Genomic DNA, 25,534 nt, shown 5'->3' on the forward strand with positions numbered 1-25,534 from the left:
CCCTGAAACAGGGCGCGTAGGAAGACGGTGATAATATCGCAATCTATCATTTCTCAATAAAAATTATCAGCCGCAGAAAAGGAAAGTCTGCCGTAGCCGCAGCAGCATACCGAGCAGGAGAAAAGCTTCACAACAATTATGACGGCATGACGCACGACTTCACACGCAAGGGCGGAGTAGTTCACAGTGAGATACTGCTTCCGCCAAATGCTCCTGCGGAATACGCAGACCGTTCCTCACTATGGAATGCGGTTGAAGCTGTAGAGAAATCCAAGAACTCACAGCTTGCACGGGAGATAGAAATTGCTCTGCCCAATGAATTGTCTCAATCTGAATGTATAGCTCTGACACATGAGTTTGTACAGAAAACTTTTGTAAACAAAGGAATGTGTGCTGATATCTGTATCCATGATCCCAACCGTGAACAGAAAAACATTCATGCTCATATCATGCTGACAATGCGCCCGATAAATGAGGACGGAACCTGGGGCGACAAGCAGAGAAAAGAGTACGTTCTCGATAAAAACGGAAACAAGATATATGATAAAAAGAAACGGACCTACAAGTGCCACACCGTGCAGACTACAGACTGGAACAGCCGTGAGAAAGCTGAGGAATGGAGAAAGGCATGGGCTGACTATCTTAACAACTTTCTGGAGCAGAGAAACATTACCGATACGGTAGACCACAGGTCATACAAGCGACAAGGAAAACTTGTAAAGCCGACGATTCACATGGGAGTAGCTGCTACACAAATGGAACGTAAAGGCAAACGCACCATTAATATGACCATTGCACAAGCGATGAGAATGTACATTGACAGCCGCAGATTTGTCCTTGAAGAAACAACTATCCGTGACTATAATCAGGTATTGAAATACCGTTTTAAATCTATAATGGACATTAATGTCATGGACATAAAGCCTATCTATATTCAGCAGGCAATAAACATTGAAGCTGAGAAATTTAGTCCCAAGACAATAAAAAATGCGTATGGACTTTTGAAATCTGTCCTGAAAATGTTTAATACGGATATTAACCTGAACAGTATCAAGCTCCCGAAAATAAGAAAAAAGGAAAAAGAATTACCGTCATTTGAAGAAGTATTCAATATCGTTAAAGGTTCAGAAATTGAATTGCCTGTTTTGCTTGCAGCCTGGCTCAGCCTGAGAATTGGCGAAGTCATCGGCTTACATTTCAGAGATATAAATCCTGATACTCACAGAGCTAAGATCAGGCGTACAGTTATCCGTACCGATGAGGGATTGAAAGTCCGTGAGGGCTGTAAGACCGAAAAGAGTCAGCGTCAGCTCGAATTGCCTGAATATATCTATAATATGATAATGGCGATTCCGCATAAAAGCGGTGAGGACTTTATTGTACCGCTTACAAGGAAAGCTCTTTACAGCAGATTTACAAGGCTTATGAAAAAACACGGTATTGAAATGTCTTTTCATGATCTTCGTCATTTAAATGCTTCAATCATGCTTATGCTTGGAGTTCCAGACAAATACGCAATGGAACGCGGCGGTTGGTCGACAGATTGTATATTGAAATCAGTTTATCAGCAGACATTCAGCTCAGAGCGAAAAAAGATTGACAAAATGATTGATGGTTACTTTAACGGTATAATTCTTGACTCTGATAATGCTTCGGCATAAATATGTGATTATGAGAAAATCACATAATGTCACACGAATTAAAGTATAAATGCCTGTAAGAGGCAGTTTTTGTTTATTTGTTACAGGTTCGAGTCCCGTCACAAGCTCTCATGAAATAACGCAGAATAGGCACTTTCTCGATGTGAGAGAGTGCTTATTCTTATGCCAAGAACGATGTGTATTAATAAAAAAACATGAATTCTATAACCCATAATATCAAAAACGCTTATGAAAAATAAAAAAAGAACTTGACAAGCGGGAAAAAGTATGATATTATATGAATAGATGTTCATATATTCATATATACTTGGATATCAGAGTACAGAAGGCAATGCTGAAAAAATTTTTAGATGAACAGAGGGATAAAAATGATCAGGAAAAGCTTTTGGGATAAGATAGCAGGAGTGTATGATCTCTTTGAAAGAGCATACAATCGTAAATGTTATGATAGTACAGGAGAAAGAGTTGCACAGGAGATCGGCAGCGGAGATGTCGTACTTGAATGTGCGTGCGGAACAGGTTCTATAAGCAAGCCTGTTGCAAAAAAATGCAGGAAACTCTTTGCTACGGATATGTCTGTAAATATGATGAAACGCGCAGAAAAAAACTGCTCAGAATGCAGGAATATCGTGTTTAAGAAGGCAAATATAATGTCGATCAACGCTAAGGACGATACTTTCGATAAAGTTGTCGCAGGCAATGTGATACACCTTCTTGATGAACCGTACAAAGCTGTGGACGAATTGCTCAGAGTGTGCAAAAAAGGCGGAAAAGTCATTATACCAACGTATATCAACATGGGAAAACAGTCAAGCGAGTTTTTGATAAAGATGTTTGATCTTGCAGGCGCACATTTTACAAAACAGTTTGACCGCAGGAGTTATGAGGCGTTCTTTATTAAGGGCGGATACGATGTGACCTTTGATATAGTTGAAGGAAAAATGCCGTGTGCAATAGCAATAATAAAAAAATAACGGCGAGTACTTTTTGAATATAAAAATATGCACCTCCAAAAGTGACAGACTTTTAGGGTGCATATTTATTATTCAATTGCAAATAAGCTTTATTCCCAGTCTTTTACAGCTTCATTATAGTACTGGATCAAAATGGGCTTTGTAAGCTGGTTGATATCTGTATTTGTAGCGATCTCGTCCTTTGCGAAGCAGAAAAGCGACTCCATATTATTTTCAGAAAGATAACGAGTATCAACTGTAAGTTCATGCTTCTTTTCGAGCGCAGAACGGCTTGCCATATTGAAGCCCCAATCTCCGAAAGAAGGCACCTGCAAATGATAAGGCTTAACTTCAAATCCTTCGCTTTCGATAGTTCTGTTGATACACCAAAAAGCTTTAGGAGCGTAATAAGGACTTGTAGACTGTACATTCATTATACCGCTGTCGGTAAGATGATTGCCGCATAAGCGATAGAATATGTTGCTGTAAAGTTTATTCAGAGCCTCATTATTCGGATCGGGAAGATCAACGATTATAACATCAAAAAGCCCGTCTGTTTCTTTGAGGTACTGATAAGCGTCCATATTGATTATAGTCAGCTTATCGCTGTTTAATGATCCCTCATTGATCTTTGAGATCTGCTTGTCAGTACGGCATAGATCAGTCATGCCCTTATCAAGGTCGATCATAGTTATCTGTTTGATATCAGGGTATTTCAGCAATTCGCGGACTGCCAGTCCGTCGCCGCCTCCGAGGATAAGTACTTTATCGTGCTTTTCAGCATAAAGCATAGGGATATGTACAAGGCTTTCATGATATCGATATTCGTCAGCAGATGAAAACTGACAGTTGCCGTCTATAAACAGACGAACATCTTCCTTATGCTTTGTAACGACTATTTTCTGATATTGTGTCTGTTCGATCAGTATAACATTATCTCTATAGAGTCCGCTTTCTATTACCCTGCTGATATTTTCGGAAAATACCATGCCTATTGCCATAATAACAAGAAGAACGACAGATGCGATACGGAATAAAAAGCTTTTTTTCAATCGGTTTTTGAATGAAAAAATGATCACAGCTGCACATATAAGATTAAAAGCACCTGCAAGAAAAGCTGTTGCAAAGTAGCCGAGATGAGGCAGCAAAAGCATAGGAAAGACGATCGCACCTATCAGACCGCCGATATAATCAAATGAAAAGATCGAGGAGAGCGTTAGTCTGAGTTCGTTTCTGTCCTCTTCAATAATACGTGTCAGAAGAGGTATTTCAAGTCCTGCAAGAGTACCGATGAGAATTATCTCGATATACATTACACAGGCGTATGATTCGATATACAGATTGGCAAGGAACAGTACAAGCGAACTTGTTCCGCCGATCAATCCTATACATATCTCGACCATGGCAAAACTGTTGAACAGATCTTTCTTTATATATTTAGAAAGAAAGGAGCCTATTCCCAGTGCAAACATATATAGTCCTATAGTTACGGAATACTGAAATGTGGAATCTCCCAGAAGATAAGAGCTGACAGCACTTATTATCAGCTCGTAGACCATAGAACAGCCTGAGATAATAAGTGTTGTCAGCATAAGTATGCGATAATTCTTCATTTGGTCACCTTACATTATCACACCGCTGATAAGAATAGCAATTCCGATGAAAATACCTGCTACCATGATACCGGCAGAAGTATTTCCTTTACCGATCTCAGTGTTGAGCTCGTACTTGCGGTTTATAAACTTGATCGCAAGGTAGGCAAGCATAAAGAAAACAACACCTGCAACAAAATACAGAACGCTGCTCAGGATACCGTTCATGAGACTCTCTGTCTGACCGCTTTCTGAGGGAGAGTATATCGCAGCACGAAGCAATATTCCTACACCTATATTTATTCCTGCCGAAACAAAGCCTACAGCTTTATTATCTTTTTTTATCTCCTCCGGAAACGAACATGGTATCACCAGATCTATGAAAAAATTGGCTGCAACCATTAATATCACTCCGAGGAAGGAATATATTGCCATTTCAAGTATATCTTTATAAAAATCCATAAAAACCTCCGTTATTTGCCGCTGCTCAGGCCGCCGCCCGATGAGCGTCTCGTCCTGACGCTGCTTTGTCTTATGCTGTTTTGTCTGACAGTTTCTGAGTAAACCTTATACGTATTAGATGAAAATACAGTGGGCTCGCCATAGTATGAATCATATGGCGATGATGAATTATTGTAGGTATCTTTGTCTTTATCATAGCCTGCCGAATAATAAAAGAGCTTGTAATAATCATGTACTTTACTTGTACTGCAGTATGGTGCGGTATCATTTTTAAATGCATATTTTCGACCGGACACCTGTACATACACATCACCGCTTTCAGCTATGTATACCAGACAGTATTCTTTTTTTGTAAGTATGCCTACAGCTTCGCTTCCTTCTGTGGTATCCGGCTGGATTTGTTCAATCTCGCCTTCAATGGCATCAATTATCCACTTGGTTACTTTATCTATTCCAAAAATCGAGTCTGTTTTATATACCTTTGCCTTCAGATCTTCATTACCTGTTATCGAAGTAACGTAACTTAAGTGATAATCATCATCTAACACCTTTTGAATAGTCGGCACTTTATGAAAAAATGAAGCCAGATATGGTCCGAACATGATCAAACAAAGTATCCCTATAAAGGTTAATGTTATCACAGAGCCCAGATATCTTGTTTTAAATGCTTCCTTTTTATCATGGCGAACAAAAGTTATCTCGTCCTCATCGAGATAATATCCTTCGCTCATCTCAACTTCATCGCTCCATATTTCCTTTGAGATGATCTTTTCCTCTGTCGAATCTTCATATTCATAAAATTGAGCACGATCACCAAAATGTACATCAACACTGCCGCTTCGGCTGACGACCACTTCTGTTCCACTGTCTACAAGATCATATCCCCATTCACTAATGCCGTATTTTACTTGGCTGATGGAGTATTCATGATAAACATCATCTATGCTGAGCCATTTTTCGCTTCCGCCATTAACAGGCTTCATTCGGTATTCGTCCCAGCGCATATTGTCTTTTGTATTTTTGTATGTTATTTTGCCGATGATAAAATATTCATAGCCATCAACATTTAATACATCACCTATTTTAAAAACCAATGAATTATCTCCCCCTTTGGTTTCATATCATATTATGTTATTATATACTATAAAGCGTAATTTGTCAAGAAACTTAATAATCAATGGCAGTGCCTTATTCGGAAATCAAATTTTATCTTTGGTACGCTGCTTCATAACGGCAGGCCATATCAATATAATGAAGGTCATCATAATGAAGTTCTTGGCAAAAGCTCCCCAGTGCAGACCGAATAAGGCTTTCAGCGGAAAAATGCCGAAAGTTATTATCAGCACGGTGATAAAAGAACCTGCTATCCCGAGCACAACGGTTTTCGGCGATAGAGACGGGCTGTATCTCACCCATTTTTTCTCAGCGTATCTTGCAGCGCAAAGGGCTGTAAGTCTGCCTATGCACCCGAATCCGTCTTTCATCATCGCTTTTGGATCAACGAGAAGTTTACCGTTCACTATATCCCTCGGGTAAGGCTTTGCGGATATATATATCAGTGACGCTATACAGAAAACTATCCCTGCTGCCAGAACTATATTTTCTTTTTCCGTATGTTTTGACAGGTATGAAGACAGCTTTGACATAAATAGTACAGCGATCGTTCCAAGCAGTATAGCTGTGAGGACGTCCTGCGGCGTATGTACTCCCAGATAATTGCGAGAGAAAGCGGTGAGCAGTATCATAAGCACACAAATTACCTTTATCCACCTTCGTTTTTTCGGTGACTTCAGAGCTAAACCACCGTAAATAGAGGCTGCATTGGAGGTATGACCGCTTGGAAATGAATATCCTGTAGCCGATCTGACAGAATCACCTGCCGGAATGATACGGCTGTCCCTTATCCACGGTCTGTAGACGCAGGCTGTCAGCTTTACGATAACAGTGATCGCCGAACTCAAAGCATATGCTGACAGTGCATACAGTCCGATGCGTTTATCCTTACACCAGTATATGAATGCAGGTATAGTGATAAGGAAAGATATAGCAAATAGTGATACAAACTCCATAAACGGTGTAAGTGCATCATTGATACTTTCTCTGAAATGCTGTAAAAATAACAGGTAATCAATATCCATTTGCATTGCTCCTTTTTTGATAGCCTTATGATCGTTTTTATATCAATTATACATCATATATGTCTGAAAATCAACAAAAGGATATGTTTTTATAATTCGACAAAGGTATGGGAAAGCCATATAAATAAAATCCCGAAACTTACACCTCTTAGTGAGTTTCGGGATTTTGTTTATTGCGGATATTTTTCTGTTGTTTTGCTTATGATATCAGCTTTTTATAATATTCAATATCTTATCTCAGCACTGAATTCTGTATTTGTACACGAGATATTCAGCTTAAATCCGTTTAATGCAGCAGCACGTTCGGCTATTGACAGACCGAGTCCGCTTCCGCCAAGATTGCTTCTTGATCTTTCTCCGCGCACGAAAGGCTTCTTCAGGTCTTTTACATCGACCTTTTCCTTGACAGTATTTGTTATGATAAGCTTTTTGCGCTCGCAGACAGCTTTTACAGTACCGTTCTCTGCGGTATATTTTACCGCATTGGAGATAAGGTTTTCGATGATGTTTTCAAATGAAGTTTTATCGGCTTTTATCTCTGTATTGCCTTCAACGGTGAATTTTATACCTTTCTCTTCAAGTATCGGCTCATACTTCTTTATCGCCTCTTTGACGACAGTTTCAACGCTTATCTTTTCGTATTTTATCTCCGAACCGCCTTCGAGACTGTTAAGGAACAGTGTTTTGTTTATAATGGAATCCGTAAACTTTATGTTATCAAGTATGGCACTGAGATACTGCTTTTTCTCATCTTCTGTCAGTTCGACTTCCATTATATTTTCCGTATATCCGCCTATTGCCATAAGCGGTGTTTTTATGTCGTGGGCAAGGTGGTTCGTCAGGTCGCGCTGATAGTCGTCCATAGCGTATTTAGCTTTATTTACAACATTCTTTCTCCAGCAGTAAAGTGCTGTTACAGCTAATACAGCAAGACTGAACAGAATAACATATTTCCAGTAGAACTTCATGAACTCAGGTGTGGTATATTTTACGGTATAACGCAGGAATACACAATACTGTTCCTTATTGATATATATTGGGAAAGAGCGTTCAACGCACCAACCTCCCTCTCCGTCACCACTATATCCGCCGAATGAACCGCCGTCTTCCGAATACTTACAATCATTGTAAAATCTTTCCAGTACGTCCTGCTCCTCGCCCCAGAAGTTGAACATTGTGCATACGGGATAATTCTTTGATGAAAGGCTGTCAAGCTCTAAAAGCTCATAATTATCATCATCTATATTTATATTGATCTCTTTTGTTCTCAGTATCAAATATTCAGGTCCGCTGTTTTCGGGGACATTGTCATAATCGTATTTTATAAGTTTCATACTGCCCTTATGAGGTATGAAAGTGTGATCTTTCTTGTTTACATAAGCACTTTCAAGCTTCATTTCAACCCATGAATGTAATGTCTCTTCTTTGGCAAGTTCACGATGATCGTTATACAGCTGCTGTACTTCGGGGATATTATCTTTTTCGGGACATATATAGTTTCCGTTATCAGGAGCATCTTTACCGAAACTTATAAATACCTGCAATGTAATCAGATTAGATGCTGCGATATTATTGTCCTTGTCTATAACAGCTGCAACAGCATGATTTCCATCGCAATATCTTGGTACTATCTGTGGACCTCCGTTTTTGGAAAACTCATCTTCAAACATTATATCAAAATACACATACTTTGTAAGGTAGCTGCTTAGTTCGGACATCGTATCTCTGCTGCTGTTTTTTGCTTCGGTTCGGTTTACCCAGCTCTGCACACGCGAAACGTTTTCTTCGATACTGTTTGAAGCTTGATTTCTGGCATCTTCGCGCTCATATTCCCAGAATCCGTAAGCAAAAATCAGGCATAATGCGATAGCTACAGAGAAAGACTTTATCATTATTTTAAGCAGAGTTTCGCGTTTTTTCTTTTTGAATTTCTTTTTCATAGGATCAACTCCTTTAGGTTTCTGTCAGCTTGTATCCCCGTCCTATGACAGTGTGTATCTGACTGCCTGCGTTTCCAAGCTTTTTTCTGATGCGCTTGATAGTATTGTCCACAACACGGTCGATACCGAAGAAATCATCTCCCCACACCTTATCGAGAAGAGTATCACGGTTAACTATCCAGCCCTGATGTTCCATAAGATAGCTGAGAATAGAAAACTCCTTTGGAGTAAGTTCGATCTCTTCATTGTCAACATAACAGGTAAGCTTACGGGTATCAAGTTTTATTGCGCCGCATGATATAACGCTGTCGGAGCAGCTTTCATTCCGTTTTACCATGGCGGAGCATTTTGCGAAAAGGGCAGAGAGAAGAAACGGCTTTACTATATAATCATCACAGCCGAGATCATAGCCGTGAAGTATATCTTCTTCATGACCTCTTGCGGTAATGAATATGATGGGGATATCACTGATACGTCTTATATTTCGGCAGATCGTAAATCCGTCAGTCCCGGGAAGCATAATGTCAAGAAGTACGATAGAATAGCCTTCGAGTTCATTTTGGGTGATACTCACAGCTTCACTGCCGTTGTTTATTATAGTTATCTCAGCACCTTTGCTTGTAAAGTATTTTCTTGTTACTTCACATATCTGAAGGTCGTCCTCAATAAGCAATATCTTCATTATCAAACCACTCCTTTTCCCTTTAGCCATATTGTATCATACTGATGTGTCATTTGTATATCATTTCCCGTTTATTTCTGTAATCCAATTGTACTATACAGCGTTAGGCTTGTCAATCTTTTGGACAAAACGAGCCGCCCCATATCAATATGGGACGGCTGTTTTCGTCGCTGTATTTTTTTATAATAAGCTGTAAACCTTGAGTGAAGCCTAAAACAGTATGCTCGAAATTTTAGATAGGCTTGTAGGAAACATTGATAAAGTTTATTTTCACAGGATGATCTTCATTATAGAACGAATACCTCGGAGGTGCAGAATGAACTATACAATATCAATCACAGCTAACGATCTCAGAGAAACAGATTCTTGTATATCTTAGCTCCAAGGACAGATTCTATCAGCAGGCAATCCTCCATTGTATCAGCGTGTTCGTGGTCGGCTCTTTGCCTTTAAGTATTCCGCTGTTTCCGAGAGCAGCGTATATATTTTTTTCACCGTGTTTGACTTTATAATCAAAGAAATAGTCAAGGACTTTGTCATCAATGCTCCTTATCTGACCTTTATCATGAGCAATACTGATAAGCAGCGACATAACGCTTTTTGAAGATTCCACAGCAGATCAAAGTATTATTTCTTTGATCTGTTTTTTATGTTATTTGATGATATTGCGGCAAATAATATTGCAAAAGAAAAAATTAAAGCTGCTGTTAATGAAGAAATGCTCAAAAGGCGAGATATGCCAAACATACCGTCCACGTCGAGACTTGAAATCAGATATCTGCTTATCAGGAACATTATAGTCCCACTTATTATCAAAGTGATAATATATGACACCAATATACATAGAGCTATTTCAATAAGTATAATAAGGAAAAGACTTTTCACCTTTAATCCCATAGCAAGAAGCATTTGACGGTAATCAAGCTGATTGCAGTGATAAAAATATAAAACCGTGATTATACTTACAGCCATCGCTATCAGGAAAACTATCATTATCATAAAAACTACTCTTGATACTATAAGATTTTGCTTGTATATTTCGCAGAAATAATAAAGTTCAAGAGGAATGTAATGAGGAATATCATCAGCTGACAATTGGTTTGCCAGCTCATATGCCAAAATATAATTCTGGGCATAATTATAGTAAGTACGCTTTGAAGCTCCTTTTATTTCATGCTCGGACGAAATAATTATCTGCCCGAATTTTTTTACAGAGCTTATTCTGAATATATTGGAATCGAGTATACATGAAAGCTTCAAGCCGTTACAGTATACTTCACCTGTTTCTGAATCATACAAAGAGATTTTCGCGCCAATAAGTGAACTATCCGCAGACAGTCCAAATTTATCGAGCATATAATCGGTGAAAATTATGCTATCTGATGAAAGTTCGGCTTTGCCTGCTATTTCAAAGTTTTTATCACCGAATTTCTCTTTATATTCCTGTATATCATTTTTAGTAAATATCGTTTCTTGGTTATTATAAGCATCAATAATAAAAGGAACACTGTATACATACTGAGCTGTTCCGACTGAAAAAGGAGTAGAAAAGTCATAGCTGTAATCATTTATGCCTTTGTATTCCTTTCCGTTAACAGTTAACCTTATGTGTTTTAAAGGAGTATTTTCAGGTTCAAAGCGTTTTATTTCTTTAATTTCGCTAATAAGAGGATACTGTTGACTATTGATCATCGATTCGGTTTCCACGTATGATTTTGCTGCTGAACCATTGATTATCTGTTCAAGTCTGACATTGATCGCATCAGTATAATTGAAAAAACATGAGACCGAACACATTATTACAAAAAAACATGATATCAGCTTTATCATAACCCTTTTTTTGCATCTGAAGTTCTTCCATGCTATAAATAATGCTTTTATCATAAATATACTCCGTTATTGTACTTCGCTGAGTTGACTGATAAGTTCTGTACTGCGTATATTTTTGTATGAACGTACCAGAACAAGACATATTGTTATTAAGAAAACAACGATGCCTTTTACCAGTTGTGATGCAATATTGACTTCCATTTTTCCAAGTTCGGGATAGATCTTTTTAGCAAGATCAATTATGTATACTGAAAAAATATTTGAAAACAGTATTGCGAGCAAGAAAGCAAGCATAGATATAGCTATAATAATAAAACCATAGACAGATAATGCCTGTATCGGCTTCATTCCAAGTATCTGCAAATGTATGATGAAGCGTTTCCTGTTGTTCAGGATAATGCTGCAAAGATTTGAAAAAGTCCATATGCCTGCAATGACCACAACTACAAACAGTGCCTGCAAAAGCAGATCCATAAGAGTTATTGCCTTTATTTCCTCATCATAATTGCTTTCGGAATGAATACCTCTTTTTTTGAGTTCGGCTGACATCTTTTTATAATTTGCAACATCAGAGATAGTGCCCGTCATTGTTGTTCCTATGTAAAATCCTGCTTTTTCCATTGTTTTGTAATAAGTACCAAACGGCAGAAAAGCATCTATATCATCGTCGCCCTCAAATATTCCTGCGACCTTATATTCGACTGTTAAGTTTGAAGATATATTATTGGCTATTATGTCGCCTGTTTTACAGTTCGTTTTTTCGGAGAATTGTTCCGATATCCAGATAAGTTCGCTGTCGATGACTTCCTTTGTAAGATCGGTGCCGCTTATTATTCTTATTTTTCCTTTCGGGTTAGGATAATGTGCCATTATATTGTGATCTCCAAGCTCGTTTCCGTTATAGTAAAAATCAGAACTTCTTACCATGATATCATCAGGTATGACAGAAATAAACGGCAGATCTGATACTGTATCCAAAGCAGTATATTGTAATCCGTTAAGTGTGAATGAAAATCCCTTTTCTCCGCTTGTTTTATAACTGCTTGAAGAAATGTAGTCAAAAAACGATCCGATCAGATCTGATGAAGCGACAGAAACAAAAAAAGCCGCTGTCAGGATAGACGTTAAAAGCAGAAAGCTTATAAGCAGCATAACAAAATTATGCTTTAACTCTTTTAAACTAAACCATAGTATTGATATTTTTTTCATCTTTTACAATTACTCCGTCAGATATTTCGATCAAACGCTCAGCTCTTGACGCATCTATCATATCATGAGTTACAACGATAACAGTTTTTCCGCTTTTATTCATACAAGATAAAAGATCCATTATCATTTTTGAGTTTTCGCTGTCGAGATTTCCGCAAGGCTCATCTGCTAATATCAGATCAGGTTCATTTATTATAGCTCTTGCGATCGCCACACGCTGCTGTTCACCGCCTGAGAGATTTGCTGCTTTTACATTTATTTTTTCTTCAAGACCAACTTGTTTTAAGGCATATTCTATTTTCTTCCTGTGTTCAGACCACGGAACTCCTGCTATTACAAGAGCAATGCGAACATTATCGTAAACAGAATACTGATGCTCAAGGTTAAAAGCCTGAAAAACAAAGCCTGTCTCTTTCAGACGGTACTCGGCAAGCCTGTTGGCATTCATTGTTGTTATATCATGGTTGTTTACAATAATCTTACCACTGTCACAAGGGAGAAGACCGCCGATAAGATGAAGAAATGTTGATTTTCCGCTTCCCGAACGTCCTATTATGCTAACAAATTCACCCTTATTTATACAAAGACTGATATCATTTGCTGCTGTTATTGTTTTTCCTCCGGCTGAAAAACTTTTTTTATATGTGAAATTTCTATCACGATGATCATTTATCCTTTCTTTTAAAGATATGTTCATCGAAAACCAAGCTCTCGTTATTTGGAAAATACTGGACATAGAAGAAAAGTTCAGAATTATTTACAGGCACGTATATACCTATAACGCCGTCTTCGTCCTGTGTTTCGTAATCAACTGTTTTGTCAAGGAACTGTTTTGTAAGGTCAACACCGTCTCTTATTTGCTTGATCCTTTCATCGCTGATTTTTTCACCTTCAGGCATATTAGCCTGTTCCATACGTATCATGAAATTCTCATATGCTTCTTCTTCAAGCTTTTTAAAGTCATATCCATGAACAGTGAGTGTATTATTATCTCCAAGAGTAATAGAAGTATCTGTATCTGCGAGCCAGTAAACGCCTTTTTTTATAGTGAGCGGCTTTTTTTCTCCGCATGAGCAGACTAAACCCGATACAGACAAGCCCAACAGAACGATTTGAATTATATTTTTTCTCATTTTGAATACCTCATTATCAAAATAAAGAGCGTATCACTATATAATTAAGAGATACGCTCTTATTTTTAACCTGATTTAAAATCAGGATTTATATGTCTTGCCGCATATTTCAAGCTTTGAGCTTGATGCAGAATCAATAACGTCAGTGAAAGTCTGATTTCTGTATGTTCCTGTTGTGATTTTTACAGTACCATTGTCGTATGTGAACTTACCGGAAATATCCCACCAGCCGGTACCGTCATAATAAACCTTATTTGCTGAACCGCTGCCCTTTGATGTAGTAGAATCGTTTTCTACTTTTATGTAGCTGTCAGTATGACCTGATTCTGTGCAAGTATATTTTGTTGTGCAGGAAACCATGCTTACTGTTGCGATTACAGCAAAACTGCTGATTGCAAATAATTTCTTCATTGAGATCATGATTATTTACTCCTTTTTTAGATTTTTAGTAAAATGTAGTAGCGAATTATATGTTTAAACGTTTAAAAAATAACCACTAATTTATTATATCATTTTATTTTTGCTTTGCCAATAAAACTACATGGCGAAAAATGCATATAGCAGGCGTTTAATGCAGTTTGAAGATCACAGCATATAATTGTATCAAATTTAATTATATCGTTAATACATCTGAAATCATCAACAAATATGCAGGCAGAAATATTAAAAATCAAGTAATCACAGGTATATTTTAAATCCAGACCTTTTTATTCAAGAAAATCATCGACATAAAAAAAGCGATTTTTTTCGATCGGACCTAATTTTTTTCTTTTCCTTCGGAATACTATCTTACATATTATAGAAGAAACCGTTACATTAAACACCACAGGGATAAATATGCATAACAGTAACATCATTATGATTATCCCGATTACCTCAGCATCGAATCCTGCTTCGGAGATGAACCTTTTTATAAGCAGAAATCCCAGACCAAACTCTATCAGCTGAAGGATCAGATATATTATTTTAAACAAGCGATAATACAGCGGATTTTCGGGAAGATCGTCAGTACACATCTCTCCTGTCTGACCATTCATTGCAATGGTATAATTTGCTTTATCATATGTTATATTCAGAAGCCATACAGGTACAAGATAATATGTCAGCTCTCTGTTATGGATAGTCTTTTTGATATTAGCTGTCTGCGGATCAACAGTACCGTTATCAGATCTGATCTTTTTTACAGGGCAGGCTTCTTTTACTCTGTAATCTGCATCTCTCATTGCGTTTTCAGCACCGATAGTATATCTGCTTGCATAAAATCCCGTAAGATATGATTCATTGAAATCATCTGCTTCATTGAAATTGAAAGGCCACATGGAATAAAAAACATTCCAGCCCATATTCTTATCATTTGCGAGTATCGGATAATCCTTTACAGTTATAGAGGAGCAGAATTCTGCATTAACAGCCGAGTCGCAGGTACAGCTGTAACCCCAGACAGGTATATAGCAGCCTGTTATTTTATCCAGTACAGCCTTATCCTTGAATTCCTTGGGAACATTTTTTACACCCGAAATATATCCCATGTATTTTTCCGCGAATTCCTTTTTTGTTATTTTGAACGGAATGACTTTATCGGGACGTATATCCCCCTTAAAATCGGAAGATATTATAACATCATGGCTGCAAAACGGACATTTTGCAGTTCCTGTTGAAGAAAGAGTTATGATCTGTCCACCGCATGACGGACAGTCGAATTCTTCGATCTTATCACTTACATATGGTTCCCATACAGCTTTTGATCTTTTTACCCAGTCAAAATCAGAGCCCTTTTCATCAGTTCCTTCTTTGAAGTGAGAGAGGATATACTCCTGATCGTAAGTATTCCTGCAAAATCTGCATGACAGTGTTTTGCATTTGATATCATAATACATTGGAGCACCGCATGACGGGCATTTGTATTCTTTTACTTCTGACATATTATTCACCTACATTACCGACCTGAAAATCAGCAGATCCTTATCTTCAGCTGCGGTTTACTTTCTCTGTTATATTACTCATCGTCTTACCATTCTTCAAGATATTTCTCTAATTCTTCGTCTTCGACTTCACCGTCTAAGAAATCTGCAATAGTACAGCCGAGCAGAGTTGTAATATCATCGTACTCGTCTTCATCGCCGTGATCGTTAGTTATTATTTTGTTAGTGTCAAGGTCAAGGAGAACGATTTCGCCGTCGCCGATCATATCGCCGAGGTACAGATAATTCTTTGTGTCGCCCCACTCCCATTCGGTATCGAGCATTTTTTCGACCTGGTCAAGCGTGCTGATTTCAAGATTAGACGGATTAAGATAAAAACCGTTCGTGAACTTGTATAAGTCTCTTAATTCATCGGTAAGCTTTATATTTGTACGCTTTTCAAATTCGTCTATTTCCGCATCTGAAACAGGAGCGAACAGTCGGAGTTCAACATCGTCGGGATGATCCTTTGCCAGATGAACAAGAAGCTCCATTTCTTCATAAAACTCTGCATTTTCGGGAATTACCGCATTGTTTATATCCTGTCTTTCGGACGGAATGTAGTTTTCTGACATAATAAGCACCTCTGATATTTATAATTATAGTGTTTTTAATTCCGTATGTTTTTTCTAATTATATATCATGGCAGATAAATTGTCAATTAATAAAATATCAACGAGCTTGTCCTCGGTATATTGACATACTGCGGCTTTAAATATATAATAATGATATATTATTATTAAGAGAGATGAAATTAAAAAGAGCCGTTGATCGTGCTCCTTACGTTAGATCATTAAATATCAGATTGGATACTAAAATGAGAAAAAAAATAAAAACAGCACTTATATTCACAGGTATACTTATGCTCATAGCAGCGGCTGCCCTGTGCGTTTTCAATATTATACAGGATAGACGGGCATATGAAAAGTCACAGAGTGTTCTGACAGAATTGAAGCGGTATATCCCTGAGCCGACTGAGGAAATCCCCACAGAAACTGCCGAAAATCCTGCCGATGACCTGTTTTTGCAATACGAACAGGTCAAAGAAGAGGAAGCTGTCGCCATAAATGTTGACGGTATAGACTACATCGGCTATATATCGCTCCCCTCACTGGGACTTGAACTGCCTGTTATCAACGATTGGAGCTATGATGCTCTGGAATTATCACCATGCAGGTTTAGTGGTAATGCTGCGAAAAACGATTTAATTATCGCCGCACATAACTACAATAGTCACTTCGGACGAATTGCCGATCTTGGAAGCGGAGATGATATCCTCTTTACCGATACAAACGGAAATATCTACAGATATAAGGTGGAGGATATAAAAGTCCTCGACGGAAGTGATTCGGAGGGAATGTTCAGCGGAGAGGCTAAAGAATGGGATATAACCCTTTTCACCTGTACCCTCAGCGGACGCAGCAGAGTTGCCGTAAGAGGCAGCAGATACGATAAATAAAAGTAATAAGCCCCGAAGCAGTTTGAAATTGCTTCGGGGCTCGTTTTATTTAAGATTAATCCTTGTCGTTCTTTTTCCCTTTTATAAGTACGCCTAATGTTATAAGTAACAGTCCGCCTGCAACCAATGGTATTACAGGCCACCACAGCTGTCCTGTCTGTGCAAGAGGGGGCAATATCTTTGTGGTAGTCTGCTGTATTTTCGTTGTGGTATTGGTCTTGGAAGTTGCGGTGTCTGTAAGCGTTGTGAGCTTTGTTTCCGATGATGAAATAGTTGTAGTCGTATCTGTTATGGCTGTAGTTGAAGTGCCTGTTGTGACAGGCGGCTTGTAGCTGTTTTTTATCAGGTACTGGCTGCTGTTATAGTCGATTATTACAGTGTAGTTCGTGGGGATAATGCGCTCGACTACGTACCAGTCGTTAACGGGTTCAAGGTCATTCCAGCGGTATTCCCAGTTGTTTTCTTCACTAAGTGTAACTGTATCAAATATCTTGTCATTGCGGAAAAGGTCAACGGTGATATACGTTGGACGAGCTATGCTGTCGTCAGTATCGTTTACCCAGACTTTTTTCACGGTGTATGAGTCAACGGTGTTGCCGAGAGTAATGTATGAGAATTTAGGATAAGCGTCATAGCTGAAAGTTACGTCGCTGTCGTTAGCTTCAAGGAGAAGAGTTGACGGCACATAGAATGTATTCTCAACTTGCAGAGTCTTTCCCACAGCAAGATATACGCCCTTGCTCAGACCGCTGAATGTGAGCTCACCGTTTTTGTCCGTCTCACCTGTACTGAGAGGAGCGATACCGTCTACGACTGCATAGCTTGCAATAGTTTTGGCGATCTGTTCAACATTTTCCTCGGTTATACTGCTTGTCTCTATGGGGTAATCAGCAAAATCGCCTGTAAGTACAATACCGCTGCCCGAGCGTTCGCCTACTCTGTATATACGCCATTTCATGCCTACGAGAGTAGTGTCGTCCTTTCGGCAGATGAGCTTTATTGAACGAGCTGTTCCGTCATCACAGCTGACTGCGAACGGTATACAGAACGTAAGGCATAGCATTATTGAAAACACTATGGCTATGAGACGTGAAGTTCTTTTTAGTGAAAATGGCATGAGATCACCTCTTTATCCTATTATTTCTTTTTTTTCCGTCTGCCTGTGAATACCCAGAACAGTATCAGGCATATGAGAACGGGAGTAACAATGAAGGGGAGCACCTTTATCTCATCAACTGGGATAGCGTCTGCAAGTACCTTTACAGTGTGCGGCTGCTCTGTATCTATCCTGTGAGCCCGCACCAGCAGACGATGTGTATTTATGCCGTAGGGGGTGCAGGTCATAAGCGTAACGAGATCCTTATCGGGTACAGCTGCAAGCCTGTCCATTTCGTATGGAAGCACTGTGGCTATTTCGTCCACTTCATAATCAAGCACTTCGTCAAGGACAGTTATGCGGAATGTATCGTTTTCGGTAAGCTGGTCTATGTCGGTAAAAAGCTTTGCCGACGGTAGTCCGCGGTGAGCAGATATTACCGAGTGACAGCCCTTGCCGCCTATGGGGAGAGATGTTCCCTCAAGATGTCCTACAGCTACGTTGAGCACCTCGGGACTTGTACCGTGATATATGGGAAGATAGGTATTTATCTTCGGTATCTCTATATATCCTATGATACCCGTACCTGTAATGTCAAGGATATCATCGTAGCCGCTTATGCTTTCATATTCGCTGAGAGGTGCGCTCAGTTTTGCAAGCTCGCTGTTGTATTTCCTTGCTCTTTCAAGCTGTTTTTCCTTGTCGGCTCTGTCCATACTGCTTACTGCCTGATCGTATATGGCGATAGCACGGGACTGCTTGTTTGAATTCCACCAGTTGCTGAACGACGGATATATCATTATGCCAAGTCCTGCCACAAGAGCGGTCACAAGGAGGATATTTACGATAAGACTGCGCTTGTTCTTCATTTTATCCTGCCGAAAGAGCCTATCGGAGCGACTCTTAAATAGACTTTTCCGATGATGTTTTCCTCTGCTATGCAGCCTACGGCAGTTGAACGGCTGTCAACGGAAGTGCTCCTTTCGTCACCCATTACAAAATAACGTGACTCGGGAACTGTAAACGGAAATGATATATCACATTCGCCTAAGGAAAGTCCGCTTACATAGGGCTCGTCCGGTTTTGTGCCGTTCAGCTCAACAGTTCCGTCATCAAGTATGTTGATAACGTCCCCCGAAGTTCCGATGACACGTTTTATAAGCACCTTTTTGTTATGGTAGAAAGCGATTATATCGCCTTTTTTTATGTCCGAGGATTTATTGCAGAGCACTGTCTGCCCCTTGGACAATGTAGGCTCCATGCTGCTGCCAGTGACCCTGAATACAGGGAAAACAAAATTGCATATCAGAACGATGACGGCTGCGGCGGTTATCAGAGAGAAAAGAGTACTGAGCAGTGCTTTGGCAAATGCTTTTTTAGTATTTTTTGTCTTTTTAGCCTGTTCATTGTTCTTTATCTCGTCCATGAGCTTATACGCAGCCTTTCTTTTTATACGATATGTAATAAAATATAAATTAAATACAATAAATAATTATTGTGTTAAATAGCGGCATTTGGAAAAGTTTTAACTTCTTCAAATCAGCAGTTTGCACGACATGATCCTCGTATGTTTATTATACTTCCTAATAGCATTACAAGTCAATCATTAAATTTAGAAAATATATAAATAAAGCCAAATTTTGGCGTAGCTTACAATATATCGCAAATTCTTTGGGCAAAACGCTTAAAAATTTCCAGACTGAGAACAAATGATTAACAATTTATGAAATAAATTTTGAATAGTATAATACGCTGTGAAATCGTCTGTCTGTATATAAAGTGGTATGACTTTTCTATGGTTAAAGCACACAAAGCGAGGGTGTGATATTGGTGCTATCCTACAAAAAAGATTGATTTGTGTTCAAAAATCGCAAAATAGGTTGACGGCGTTTCTCAACAAATGGTATAATATAAACATCGAATAGGCGTATAAATTATTTTTATGGAGATGCAGTAATGACCGATAAAGAATTCAAACACCTCAAACGGAGTGATCTGATATATATTATATACGAATATCAAAAAAAGCAGGAGGAGCTCATCAAGGAAAATGAGGAGCTTCGTGAGAAACTCAGCGAAAAGGAAATGAAGATAAGCAATGCAGGTTCACTTGCAGAAGTGGCTGCAAAGCTCAACGGACTTTTTGAGGCTGCACAGCAGACTGCTGATGACTATATGAGCCAGCTTGAACATACGGCAGCGGAGGCGGCTGAAAAGAAAGCAGAAGCCATTGTAAAGGAAGCAAGGGAAAAAGCTGAAGAGATCATTTCCGAGGCGAAGAAAAGTGCTGAAAATAATGATAAAGGGAAATGATAGTCATGCCATTCAAGAAAAGAGTTCCTGAGACTCTGCCTTCGGTTGAACAGGTCGAAAGCGAGCTCAAGAATATAAATTACAAAAAGAAATTCAGGAGAACGCTGCTTAGCACAGTGTCGATACTTATTGTTGTTGCGGCGATAGCTGTGCTTATGTCAACGTTATTTTTTCCTGTAGTTCAGGTGGTCGGAAAAAGTATGGAGCCGACTCTGAACGAAGGGGATATACTTGTCCTTGTCAAGTCGGACAAGGTCACTTATGGTGATCTGTGCTGCGTTTCATGGCAGAATAAGTCGCTGCTGAAGCGCGTTATTGGTCTTTCAGGAGATATGATAGAAATAGACGGTGACGGGAACGTCTTTATCAACGGTGCTCTTCTTGATGAGCCTTACGTTGAGGAGAAAATGCTTGGAAAATGTGAGATCGAATTCCCGTATAAAGTGCCCGAAAACAAAGTGTTCATACTCGGCGATCAGCGTGAGACTTCTGTGGACAGCAGAAGCAGCGCTATCGGCTGTGTAGGAACGGATCAGATCGTAGGAAGGGTGCTTTTCAAAGTTTGGTCTAAAAAATAACGCAGAAAGGGGAACGGTGAAATAGATGAAAAACTATTTCGACAGTTTTTATGAGATAATTCATAAAAACAGTGTCAGGCGACGGCGTATGATATCGCTGCTGCTTGTGCTGTCAATATTTGTTTCATCGGGGGTTCTCTGGGAACTGCACGATACGGTCATCACTATGGTGAACGATCCGATATGCGGTATGGGGGAGCATGAACATACCGATGAATGCTATGAGTACAGGCTCGTCTGCGGACTTGAAGAAAATGAGGAGCATACTCATACAGATGAGTGCTACGAAAAAGTTCTTGTTTGCGGTCACGATGAGCATTTCCACACAGCCCTCTGCTATACAGATGAGGAGCTTACGGAAAACAGTGTTCAGTCGGAAGATGACGAGGATATAATTTCTATTGAGCTTCCTGCTGATGACGAGAATGAAAATGTAGAGCTGCCTGTATTTAAGCTGGGCAATGATTCAGTCAGGGTAATGGACGGTGAAGGCTCTGCTGTACAAGACGACGAATATAATCCTGTACCGATAGAGACCATAGATAATATCGCAAGAGGTATCAAGTTTACACTGTTTGACTACTATGAAAACGAAAATGCACTGGAAGCTGAGCAGAATAACTACGGTATATCACCGGGTTCCGAACCTGGTCAGTGGGTGCACAACAATATAAAATATGTTGGTGTGAACTATGATTATGAACATAGTATAGCTAGAAATCCAGAAGATGATATTTTGTTCTTTGCTTACGGTACACCTGCTTTCACAGGTGAGGTCGGTACATTCAATGCATCAGGCGGCGATGCATATAAGAATTATACGCGTGACTGGTATAATGGTAAGTATAATCCAAGCAAGAATAACTACGCAGGCGATTATAACGCAGATGTGAATGGTAATACATTATCGGGAAACAGACCTATTCAAGGAATAGTCAACAATACTCTTGAAAATGGTTATCCGACTATAAGCGGTTCAGGTCACAGTCTTGCTTATCTGTTCGATGAAAATGATACATCTATATCATCTTACAAGACATCTTATACCGACGTAAATCATTTTCTGAAGTCAGTAAACCAAAACGGCGTTGAGCACCTTGTTTATAACAGCGATGAAAATTATGCGTATTTTGATCAGTCTACCAATAACTTTATTGTTTATAACGGCACTTATCATATTATAAACAATGATCACCATAGAGCAGGTGATTATAATAATCTTACAGATGAAAAATATGGAGATAAAAATGGTGGTGAGTTTAAGATAGGTTTCTTTCCGTTTGATCAATATGATACAAACAGGAGAGACCCTAACTATAACGGTAACGGCTTCAATCATCACTTCGGAATGAAAATGGAAGCTGATTTCTTCAATATTAAGAAGTCAGAAGAACCAATCATATTCAAGTACAGCGGCGACGACGATATGTGGGTTTTTGTTGATGACGTTCTTGTTCTTGACATTGGCGGTATACATGAGCCGGCTGCGGGAATGATAGACTTTACCAACGGTCTTATATGGACGCAGGATAATTTATATGGTAAGTCTGCCACTGTTGCGTATACTGAGCTTAATCTTCCTGAATTGAGCGATATTTCTCTGCCTGATAACGGTGTAAATACTGACGGTGCTTCAGAATCTAAGTGGAAGGTCGAGACTATAGCAAGTAAATTCACTAATGGTAAAACATGGAATGATGCTTCCGGAGCTAAACACTCTATCAAAATGTTTTATCTTGAGCGAGGCGGCTGTTATTCAAACCTTGCAATGGATATGAATCTTCCTACGGTAAGACCTCTTAGCATAACCAAGAGTGTTGACTATGGAGATCATTACTCAAACGCTTATGATGACAAGAAATACAGTTTTACCATATATGAAGAGATAGTAGAAAACGGCATAACCGTTTATAAACCTGCTGATCTTGGTGAAGAAAGTAACACGTTCACATTAGAGGCAGGCGGACGAAAGGATTTCTATAATCTTGCAGAAGGAAGAAAATTCTATGTTGCCGAAACAGGAGTAGATACAAATTTCATCTCAGATGTAAGTGTCAACGGTGTATCAAAGGGAGCGTTCATCACACCTATAGGAAACACCAATATCGTAAGCGGAGATGCTGTAACGCTCAGCAGCGTAAATCAGTATGATTTTACTAATACTATCCGCGATGAAAAGACAAATATAAGTGTCAGCAAGGTATGGAAGGATGCAAATGGAAATGTAATGGAGCACCCGCCTGATTATCCTATTAAATTCAAGATCTATCAAACCGATACGGATACAAAAAATGATACATCGGAAACAAAGCCTGTAGAAATAGGCGGAATGTTGACATTTACTATAAACTCGCCGGACTGGATAAAAACGTTTTCTGCTCTTCCGAAACGCTATGGTTATCATGTATATACTTACAGTGTGGTAGAACAGAATGTTCCGTCAGGTTATAAAGCTTCATACTCAAAAGATGCTAACGGCAATTTGACTATCACTAATACAGATATTACTAAAACTGATATCTGGGTTGAAAAGGAGTGGATAAATGCTCCGTCAAATAATATGCAGCCCGTGACCCTGACTCTGAAAAGGAAAAAAGCTACATACGCTGAAAGCTCAACGCAAACATCTCTTACAATAAATATCCGTGATGCGCGAAGCGATACGGATTATAATGGTCAGTCCGTTGATAATATAATAAAAACCATAACATTATCAAATGTATATGTTGGCGGAAGTGTTGAGTTCCAGCTTGATCTGCCGAAAGGTGTCCGATATTATGATTGGGACAGCAATTATAAGGTAGGAGGAGAAAGAGGTTATTATCGTACTTCTTCAGGTATTACTCTTACGGAGATCGCTGATAAAGTATTTGAGGTTTCAAATTTACAGAGAGGAAGCAATGTAGTGGATATAAAAGTCACTACAGATGATATTGATGACGGCTTCGTTATTTATCATCATTCTTTTACCAAGAGACCTGATGGTTGGGTAGCACAGGGAAATACTACGGTAGAAACCAGTGGAACCAGACAATACGCGAAAGGTGATGCTCTTTTAGTAAGCGGAAAGACAAAGGCGTATGAAGGTGTGAAGCTGAAACTTGATCCTTTGAAATTCAAAGCAGGAAATACCTATACATTCAGTGTTTATGTTTATCAGGAAACTGGAAGTAATGTTACATTTGCGATGACTTTCAATGACGGACTTGATAAACCATCTCAGGGAAGTTATCACGGATTTTCATCGGTAAATGCACCAAGCGGAGAATGGACGTTGCTTACAGGAACAATAACTTTACCTGAGGAGATAAATCCATATGGTATGTATTTACTGATCGAAACATATGGTGATAATATTCCTGCTTCGTTCAGAATGGACGAGTTTACGGCTATTGAAGGTAGTAAATATGTTTCTGTTGCGGAGAATACAGGAGTAGTTTCAATAGCTCTTAAACCTTATTATTATGATGAATTCGGAGATAATGATTTTAATGGCTGGAGCAGTTTTGGCGGAACAACAATAAGCACCGATCATCACCAAGGCGATTATTATATTCTGATAAAGAATAGAGATAATGTTTTTGACGGAATTAGTAAACCAGTTCCATTGCTTATACCCGGGAAATCATACAGATTTCACGCTGATGTATCTGGTGATGATGGTAAAGAGGAAAACACTCATTTAATTGGATTATCAATTAATAAGATCAATCTTGATTCTAATAATGCTTCATACAGTAATTTCAAAAATATTACTGTGTTAAGCAGTCCAATTAACGCTTATAATTGGGGAACTCTGGATACAGTATACACTATACCTTCGGAAGCTGATCGAGATAATATGTTTGTTTATTTTGAATCACCAAAAGATATTGGAGATACAAATGATTTCAGAGTATGGAATTTTAAGGTTGTAGATCCTGATGATTTTTCTGTCAAAAAAGATGGCTATACCCTAAGCAATGCAGGCATAAACGGCGTCTATGTATCAAATAACGATCAATATAAAATAACCGAAAATCCTGCTTCCATAACAAATCCGCTTGTACTTGAATCGGATTATACTGATGATACTGATTGGAATAACGGAAATCACAGCATTACTCTTCCAAAGAATTCAAATGTTGACGGAAATTCTTGGATGTATCACTGGGATTCACAGGCACTTTCAGAAAGTTCAAATCATAATATACGTTATCTTTACTATGTAGAGGAAACAGCTGTTGGCGGTGGCTTGACAGTGGGCAGCGATTACATCTTGCTCCCGATCGAAAACAACAATGTTGCTTCAAACGATGAAAGCACCCCTATTCTTGTAAAGAATAAAAATATCAAATTCACATTGCCGGAGACCGGGGGCGGCGGCACTGGTCGGATATATATTTTCGGCGGAGTGCTCACGGTAATTGGAATAATAAGTCTATCCGCCTTGTACAGGCGCAAAAGGAGGCGAGTGTGAAATGGCTTCCTGAGTACACAAACGGCGGATAAAAACAAAGTCAAATTATAAAAAAACGGAGGTAAATT

The 25,534-nt window shown here is 38.9% G+C and carries 23 protein-coding genes; 6 read left to right on the top strand and 17 right to left on the bottom strand.

The features are described 5' to 3' along the window. Positions 1-41: 41 nt before the first annotated feature. Together mobQ and BLW60_RS06340 are read left to right on the top strand one after the other, a co-directional pair. Positions 42-1,661, top strand: coding sequence for a MobQ family relaxase (gene mobQ / locus BLW60_RS17145; protein WP_431768008.1), 1,620 nt, complete (start codon positions 42-44; stop codon positions 1,659-1,661). Positions 1,662-2,011: 350 nt separating this feature from the next. Beyond that, positions 2,012-2,635, top strand: coding sequence for a class I SAM-dependent methyltransferase (locus tag BLW60_RS06340; protein WP_242872838.1), 624 nt, complete (start codon positions 2,012-2,014; stop codon positions 2,633-2,635). Positions 2,636-2,724: 89 nt separating this feature from the next. Here the strand turns inward: BLW60_RS06340 and BLW60_RS06345 are convergent, their stop codons facing one another. The 14 genes from BLW60_RS06345 to BLW60_RS06410 all read right to left on the bottom strand — a co-directional run bounded on the left by BLW60_RS06345 (position 2,725) and on the right by BLW60_RS06410 (position 16,136). Continuing rightward, entirely contained in the window at positions 2,725-4,227 is a 1,503-nt protein-coding gene (locus BLW60_RS06345; RefSeq protein WP_074715492.1) for a polyamine aminopropyltransferase, read from the bottom strand. 9 nt (positions 4,228-4,236) lie between these two features. Beyond that, positions 4,237-4,668 (bottom strand): DUF350 domain-containing protein, encoded by a 432-nt coding sequence (locus BLW60_RS16430; protein ID WP_074715494.1) that lies wholly within the window; start codon positions 4,666-4,668, stop codon positions 4,237-4,239. 11 nt (positions 4,669-4,679) lie between these two features. Then, the gene (locus BLW60_RS06355) at positions 4,680-5,762 is read right to left on the bottom strand and encodes a DUF4178 domain-containing protein (protein WP_074715497.1); all 1,083 of its coding nucleotides are present in this window, start codon (positions 5,760-5,762) and stop codon (positions 4,680-4,682) included. A gap of 105 nt (positions 5,763-5,867) precedes the next feature. Then, a complete protein-coding gene (locus BLW60_RS06360; protein WP_074715500.1) occupies positions 5,868-6,806 on the bottom strand; it encodes a phosphatase PAP2 family protein in 939 nt (312 codons plus the stop codon). Between the two features lie 224 nt (positions 6,807-7,030). After that, the gene (locus BLW60_RS16435) at positions 7,031-8,746 is read right to left on the bottom strand and encodes a sensor histidine kinase (protein ID WP_074715503.1); all 1,716 of its coding nucleotides are present in this window, start codon (positions 8,744-8,746) and stop codon (positions 7,031-7,033) included. A 13-nt stretch (positions 8,747-8,759) separates the two neighbouring features. Continuing rightward, positions 8,760-9,428: a response regulator transcription factor gene (locus tag BLW60_RS06370; protein ID WP_081348142.1), complete on the bottom strand. Its 669-nt coding sequence runs from the start codon at positions 9,426-9,428 to the stop codon at positions 8,760-8,762. A gap of 397 nt (positions 9,429-9,825) precedes the next feature. After that, positions 9,826-10,020, bottom strand: coding sequence for a hypothetical protein (locus BLW60_RS17330; RefSeq protein WP_175460898.1), 195 nt, complete (start codon positions 10,018-10,020; stop codon positions 9,826-9,828). Between the two features lie 35 nt (positions 10,021-10,055). Next, the gene (locus BLW60_RS06380; protein ID WP_074715506.1) at positions 10,056-11,312 is read right to left on the bottom strand and encodes an ABC transporter permease family protein; all 1,257 of its coding nucleotides are present in this window, start codon (positions 11,310-11,312) and stop codon (positions 10,056-10,058) included. Between the two features lie 12 nt (positions 11,313-11,324). Then, positions 11,325-12,236 (bottom strand): ABC transporter permease family protein, encoded by a 912-nt coding sequence (locus BLW60_RS06385; protein WP_207645919.1) that lies wholly within the window; start codon positions 12,234-12,236, stop codon positions 11,325-11,327. A gap of 202 nt (positions 12,237-12,438) precedes the next feature. Continuing rightward, entirely contained in the window at positions 12,439-13,164 is a 726-nt protein-coding gene (locus BLW60_RS06390; RefSeq protein WP_074715511.1) for an ABC transporter ATP-binding protein, read from the bottom strand. After that, positions 13,133-13,600: a hypothetical protein gene (locus tag BLW60_RS06395; protein ID WP_074715514.1), complete on the bottom strand. Its 468-nt coding sequence runs from the start codon at positions 13,598-13,600 to the stop codon at positions 13,133-13,135. Before BLW60_RS06395 ends, BLW60_RS06390 begins: the two co-directional genes overlap by 32 nt. A gap of 81 nt (positions 13,601-13,681) precedes the next feature. After that, positions 13,682-14,020, bottom strand: coding sequence for a hypothetical protein (locus BLW60_RS06400; protein ID WP_074715517.1), 339 nt, complete (start codon positions 14,018-14,020; stop codon positions 13,682-13,684). A 287-nt stretch (positions 14,021-14,307) separates the two neighbouring features. Further along, positions 14,308-15,522 carry a TFIIB-type zinc ribbon-containing protein gene (locus tag BLW60_RS06405; RefSeq protein ID WP_074715520.1) on the bottom strand — a complete coding sequence of 405 codons (1,215 nt, stop codon included), beginning with the start codon at positions 15,520-15,522 and terminating at the stop codon, positions 14,308-14,310. Positions 15,523-15,608: 86 nt separating this feature from the next. Next, positions 15,609-16,136, bottom strand: coding sequence for an SMI1/KNR4 family protein (locus tag BLW60_RS06410; RefSeq protein WP_074715523.1), 528 nt, complete (start codon positions 16,134-16,136; stop codon positions 15,609-15,611). Positions 16,137-16,378: 242 nt separating this feature from the next. Between BLW60_RS06410 and BLW60_RS06415 the strand changes: the two genes are divergently transcribed. Further along, positions 16,379-17,020, top strand: coding sequence for a sortase (locus BLW60_RS06415; RefSeq protein ID WP_074715526.1), 642 nt, complete (start codon positions 16,379-16,381; stop codon positions 17,018-17,020). 55 nt (positions 17,021-17,075) lie between these two features. On the opposite strand, the gene BLW60_RS06420 is transcribed toward BLW60_RS06415, so the two are convergent. The 3 genes from BLW60_RS06420 to lepB (BLW60_RS06430) are packed head-to-tail and all read right to left on the bottom strand — an operon-like array spanning position 17,076 to position 19,542. Next, positions 17,076-18,137 carry a Cna B-type domain-containing protein gene (locus BLW60_RS06420; RefSeq protein WP_074715529.1) on the bottom strand — a complete coding sequence of 354 codons (1,062 nt, stop codon included), beginning with the start codon at positions 18,135-18,137 and terminating at the stop codon, positions 17,076-17,078. A gap of 20 nt (positions 18,138-18,157) precedes the next feature. Next, a complete protein-coding gene (locus tag BLW60_RS06425) occupies positions 18,158-18,985 on the bottom strand; it encodes a class C sortase (protein WP_074715532.1) in 828 nt (275 codons plus the stop codon). Then, positions 18,982-19,542 carry a signal peptidase I gene (gene lepB / locus BLW60_RS06430; protein WP_074715535.1) on the bottom strand — a complete coding sequence of 187 codons (561 nt, stop codon included), beginning with the start codon at positions 19,540-19,542 and terminating at the stop codon, positions 18,982-18,984. Before lepB (BLW60_RS06430) ends, BLW60_RS06425 begins: the two co-directional genes overlap by 4 nt. Before the next feature lie 530 nt (positions 19,543-20,072). On the opposite strand from lepB (BLW60_RS06430), the gene BLW60_RS06435 reads away from it, so the two are divergent. The 3 genes from BLW60_RS06435 (at position 20,073) to BLW60_RS06445 (ending at position 25,466) form a co-directional block, all read left to right on the top strand. Further along, complete coding sequence (locus BLW60_RS06435) at positions 20,073-20,429, top strand: MreC domain-containing protein (RefSeq protein ID WP_074715538.1); 357 nt, start codon at positions 20,073-20,075, stop codon at positions 20,427-20,429. A gap of 5 nt (positions 20,430-20,434) precedes the next feature. Then, the gene (lepB, locus tag BLW60_RS06440; RefSeq protein ID WP_081348150.1) at positions 20,435-21,007 is read left to right on the top strand and encodes a signal peptidase I; all 573 of its coding nucleotides are present in this window, start codon (positions 20,435-20,437) and stop codon (positions 21,005-21,007) included. Between the two features lie 88 nt (positions 21,008-21,095). Next, complete coding sequence (locus tag BLW60_RS06445) at positions 21,096-25,466, top strand: carbohydrate binding domain-containing protein (protein WP_074715544.1); 4,371 nt, start codon at positions 21,096-21,098, stop codon at positions 25,464-25,466. Positions 25,467-25,534: the final 68 nt, after the last annotated feature.

This window comes from Ruminococcus flavefaciens (assembly GCF_900108555.1).
Lineage (GTDB): Bacteria > Bacillota > Clostridia > Oscillospirales > Ruminococcaceae > Ruminococcus > Ruminococcus flavefaciens_P.

Coding starts and splice junctions, on each gene's coding strand:
- BLW60_RS06340 (WP_242872838.1), top strand. CDS start 2,012: ATGAACAGAGGGATAAAAATGATCAGGAAAAGCTTTTGGGATAAGATA.
- BLW60_RS06345 (WP_074715492.1), bottom strand. CDS start 4,227: ATGAAGAATTATCGCATACTTATGCTGACAACACTTATTATCTCAGGC.
- BLW60_RS16430 (WP_074715494.1), bottom strand. CDS start 4,668: ATGGATTTTTATAAAGATATACTTGAAATGGCAATATATTCCTTCCTC.
- BLW60_RS06360 (WP_074715500.1), bottom strand. CDS start 6,806: ATGGATATTGATTACCTGTTATTTTTACAGCATTTCAGAGAAAGTATC.
- BLW60_RS16435 (WP_074715503.1), bottom strand. CDS start 8,746: ATGAAAAAGAAATTCAAAAAGAAAAAACGCGAAACTCTGCTTAAAATA.
- BLW60_RS06370 (WP_081348142.1), bottom strand. CDS start 9,428: ATGAAGATATTGCTTATTGAGGACGACCTTCAGATATGTGAAGTAACA.
- BLW60_RS17330 (WP_175460898.1), bottom strand. CDS start 10,020: ATGTCGCTGCTTATCAGTATTGCTCATGATAAAGGTCAGATAAGGAGC.
- BLW60_RS06380 (WP_074715506.1), bottom strand. CDS start 11,312: ATGATAAAAGCATTATTTATAGCATGGAAGAACTTCAGATGCAAAAAA.
- BLW60_RS06390 (WP_074715511.1), bottom strand. CDS start 13,164: ATGAACATATCTTTAAAAGAAAGGATAAATGATCATCGTGATAGAAAT.
- BLW60_RS06395 (WP_074715514.1), bottom strand. CDS start 13,600: ATGAGAAAAAATATAATTCAAATCGTTCTGTTGGGCTTGTCTGTATCG.
- BLW60_RS06400 (WP_074715517.1), bottom strand. CDS start 14,020: ATGATCTCAATGAAGAAATTATTTGCAATCAGCAGTTTTGCTGTAATC.
- BLW60_RS06405 (WP_074715520.1), bottom strand. CDS start 15,522: ATGTCAGAAGTAAAAGAATACAAATGCCCGTCATGCGGTGCTCCAATG.
- BLW60_RS06410 (WP_074715523.1), bottom strand. CDS start 16,136: ATGTCAGAAAACTACATTCCGTCCGAAAGACAGGATATAAACAATGCG.
- BLW60_RS06415 (WP_074715526.1), top strand. CDS start 16,379: ATGAGAAAAAAAATAAAAACAGCACTTATATTCACAGGTATACTTATG.
- BLW60_RS06420 (WP_074715529.1), bottom strand. CDS start 18,137: ATGCCATTTTCACTAAAAAGAACTTCACGTCTCATAGCCATAGTGTTT.
- BLW60_RS06425 (WP_074715532.1), bottom strand. CDS start 18,985: ATGAAGAACAAGCGCAGTCTTATCGTAAATATCCTCCTTGTGACCGCT.
- lepB (WP_074715535.1), bottom strand. CDS start 19,542: ATGGACGAGATAAAGAACAATGAACAGGCTAAAAAGACAAAAAATACT.
- BLW60_RS06435 (WP_074715538.1), top strand. CDS start 20,073: ATGACCGATAAAGAATTCAAACACCTCAAACGGAGTGATCTGATATAT.
- lepB (WP_081348150.1), top strand. CDS start 20,435: ATGCCATTCAAGAAAAGAGTTCCTGAGACTCTGCCTTCGGTTGAACAG.
- BLW60_RS06445 (WP_074715544.1), top strand. CDS start 21,096: ATGATATCGCTGCTGCTTGTGCTGTCAATATTTGTTTCATCGGGGGTT.